Below are 3,000 nucleotides of genomic sequence, written 5' to 3' on the forward strand. Positions count from 1 at the left end.
GGGCGGTTACTCGTACGACAACGGGTACGACGGGTACGCGTACTGGCCCCCGTATCCCCCGCCGCCCCCGGGCGGCGGGGGATACGGGGGCGGGGGCTACGACAACCCGTACGACAACCCGTACGGTGGCCCGGCCGGTGCCGCCGATCCCCTCGCGGGGATGCCCCCACTGGCGTCCCGCGGCAAGCGTCTGCTGGCCCGCATCATCGACGCGCTACTCATCGGCATTCCGGTCGGCATCATCGCCGGGCTGATCGAGGGCGGTTACTCGTACGACAACGGGTACGACGGGTACGCGTACTGGCCGCAGTTGGCCTACACCGTCGTCTACCTCGTGTACGAGGGCCTGATGCTGACGACGTCGGGGCAGACGGTCGGCAAGAAGCTGATGCGCATCCGGGTCGCGATGCTGCAGAACGGCGCCGTGCCGGCGGGGTCGCCGGGGTGGCTGCGGGCCGCCGTCTACCAGATCCCACCGCTGGTGCCGTGCATCGGCTTTCTGTTCTGGCTGGTGAACGTGCTCTTCTGCACGTGGGACAAGCCGTACCAGCAGTGTCTGCACGACAAGGCGGCCAGGACGGTCGTGGTCGCGGCGGACTGAGCCGGGCCGCGGGGGAGGTGACAGACGGCGGCGGCCGGCGTCAGCGGCGGGCTCCCATGCCCGCGGGCGTGGCGGGCGTGGCGGGCGTGGCGGGCGCGGCGGTGGCGGTGCTGGCGTGCTGGGCCGTGACGGCGTCGGGCCGCCCGTGCAGGGCCGGCTGGGCGGGGGAGGGGGTCGTCGTCCGCCCAACGGCCGCACGTCGCCTGAGCTTCGCGTGCGCCGACGGGGCGGTCAGCGCCACCAGCAGGCCAAGTGCGAGTGCCGTGACGGCGATCACGGCTGTCCAGACGACCGAACGCGCCTGGGAGAGCAGCAGCATGGCGAGGGTGGAGCAGATGACGGTGGCCGAGCCGTAGAGGAGTTGGGCGGGGTTCGGACGCGGCATGGCGGATCCGTCCTCGGGGGAGTGGACACGGTCTGGACGTGAACGGGTCGTTGCGCGCTACTCGTTGACTCGGTACGAACGGGGCGCCATCGAACGACTCTACGGTCCGGGATGCCCTGGCGGAAAGCGCCGCAAGCGTGAGCTGACCCACGCCCCTGTTGCACGGGGGGCGCACGGACGCACAGCCGCCTCGGCGTCCCAACTGGCGGACGGGCGTGGGCCCTTGGGCGACACCTGTGGGCCCTGTCGTGGTCTCCCGCGCGCTGGGGTGGTACGCGCCCCCCGGGCTCTGCCCGTACCGGTGTTCGCACCCGTTATCTGATGGGGAGTTGGACGTTCCGCTTCCGCAACTGCCCGCCTCGCCCCGGGGTGTCGTCAGCGGTCGGGCCAATGGAGGTGCGGGAGATTGTCTCCGGTTCAACTACTGCCGACAAAGCGTGCAAACAGGGGCGAAAAGGGCGCCAAGGTGGGCTGATTACCCGCTGTAAAGGGGGCGTGAAGATCGACAATGGGCGGTTCCGGGAACGAGTGATCGACGGTCATGCAACCCAGGAATGAATTTGTTTGCATCGTTGCAGGTCAAAACATGATCATCCGTTACCCCCTGGCGATCGGCGCTCGATCGCGTTTAGATGCCTGGTGGGGCTGCCGCACGGCGGCCCCGGACAGGACGTACCCGAACGAGTCTCACGGGGGAGATGGTGATCATGTCAGGAGGCGGATTCGTCAGGCTGCCGGACGGCAGCGTGATCGTCGCGCTGACCCTTCCGGTGCCGCGCGAGCCGCACGGCGCGGCGCCCGCTGCCCCGAGGGCGCGGGGCACCGACGGTGGCGGCGCGGCCCGCCGCCCAGGGCTGGTGCCCGCCTCGCGCCGCTGGTCCGCGTTCGCTGACGAACCGCACACGGTGCGGGAGGCGACCGCGCGCAGACCCGGCGAGGAGCAGCGGGTCCGCGTGCTGGTGCACGCGGGCAACCGGCCCCGTGCGCTGACCCGCCTGCGCAATCTCGGCCTGCGGGCGATCTACCTGCGGGGCAACGCCGAGCCACCCACCGCGGACGAGGTCACCGCGGTGCTGCACCACCCCGAGGGCCTGGTGTGGCGCGCCGTGCCCGACGACGCCCACAACTCCTGGCGGCCCATCGCCGCCCTCCTGCGGGCGACCCCGGCCTAGAGCTGCTCGCAGGGCCCTCAGAGCCCCCAGAGCCCCCAGAGCCCTCAGGGGCCTCGGGGCCGCTCGCCGGGGCCGGGTGAGGTGGCGGCGGCCCCGGAGGGGCGCGGGGAACGGCGCGACCAGCCACGACCCACGCGCGGATCGCACACTGCGAACAGTGGCAACTTCCTCGCCGGGCGGGGCAAGGTCCGCGGGGGAGGCCCTACGCCGGTGTGACGACCGGCTTGCCGGACAGTTCCACTCCGGCGTCGCGGAGCTCCTCGAGAGCGCGCTGGACGGTCTCCTCGCTGACGCCCGCCGTCAGGTCGAGGAGTACCTGGGTGCGGAAGCCCTCACCCGCGGCGTCGAGGGCGGTCTCCCGTACGCAGTGGTCGGTGGCGATGCCGACGATGTCGACCTCGGCGACGTTCCGAGCGCGCAGCCATGCGGCGAGGGAGACGCCGTTCTCGTCGGCGCCTTCGAAGCCGCTGTAGGCGGCGGTGTGCGCGCCCTTGTCGAAGACGGCTTCGATGGATCCTGAGGCGACGGCGGGGGTGAAGTTGGGGTGGAAGCCGACCCCCTCGGTGCCGGCCACGCAGTGCGGCGGCCAGGAGCGGACGAAGTCGGGGCTGTCGGAGAAGTGGTCGCCGGGGTCGATGTGCGTGTCCCGGGTGGCGACGACGTGGCGGTAGCCGGCGGACGCGTCCCCGATCAGGTCGGTGATGGCGGCCGCCACGTCGGCGCCGCCGGTGACGGCGAGGCTGCCGCCCTCGCAGAAGTCGTTCTGGACGTCCACGACGATCAGTGCCCGGTGCATGGTGCACACCTTTCGGCTGGTGGGTCGACTGGGTGGGGGACGGACC

Annotated in this window: 4 protein-coding genes; 2 read left to right on the plus strand and 2 right to left on the minus strand. The window is 71.8% G+C overall.

Translation table 11 applies throughout. The features are described 5' to 3' along the window. A partial coding sequence (locus AB8Z75_RS33535) for an RDD family protein (RefSeq protein WP_369208700.1) occupies positions 1-601 on the plus strand: 601 nt, incomplete at its 5' end. Positions 602-641: 40 nt separating this feature from the next. Here AB8Z75_RS33535 and AB8Z75_RS33540 read toward each other — a convergent pair. After that, positions 642-986, minus strand: a complete 345-nt coding sequence (locus AB8Z75_RS33540) for a hypothetical protein (RefSeq protein WP_369208702.1) — start codon at positions 984-986, stop codon at positions 642-644. A 905-nt stretch (positions 987-1,891) separates the two neighbouring features. On the opposite strand from AB8Z75_RS33540, the gene AB8Z75_RS33545 reads away from it, so the two are divergent. After that, complete coding sequence (locus AB8Z75_RS33545) at positions 1,892-2,158, plus strand: hypothetical protein (protein ID WP_369208706.1); 267 nt, start codon at positions 1,892-1,894, stop codon at positions 2,156-2,158. A gap of 202 nt (positions 2,159-2,360) precedes the next feature. Here AB8Z75_RS33545 and AB8Z75_RS33550 read toward each other — a convergent pair whose 3' ends face one another. Next, positions 2,361-2,954, minus strand: coding sequence for an isochorismatase family protein (locus tag AB8Z75_RS33550; RefSeq protein WP_369208704.1), 594 nt, complete (start codon positions 2,952-2,954; stop codon positions 2,361-2,363). Positions 2,955-3,000: the final 46 nt, after the last annotated feature.

This window comes from Streptomyces sp. PU-14G, assembly GCF_041028275.1.
Classification (GTDB): Bacteria; Actinomycetota; Actinomycetes; order Streptomycetales; family Streptomycetaceae; genus Streptomyces.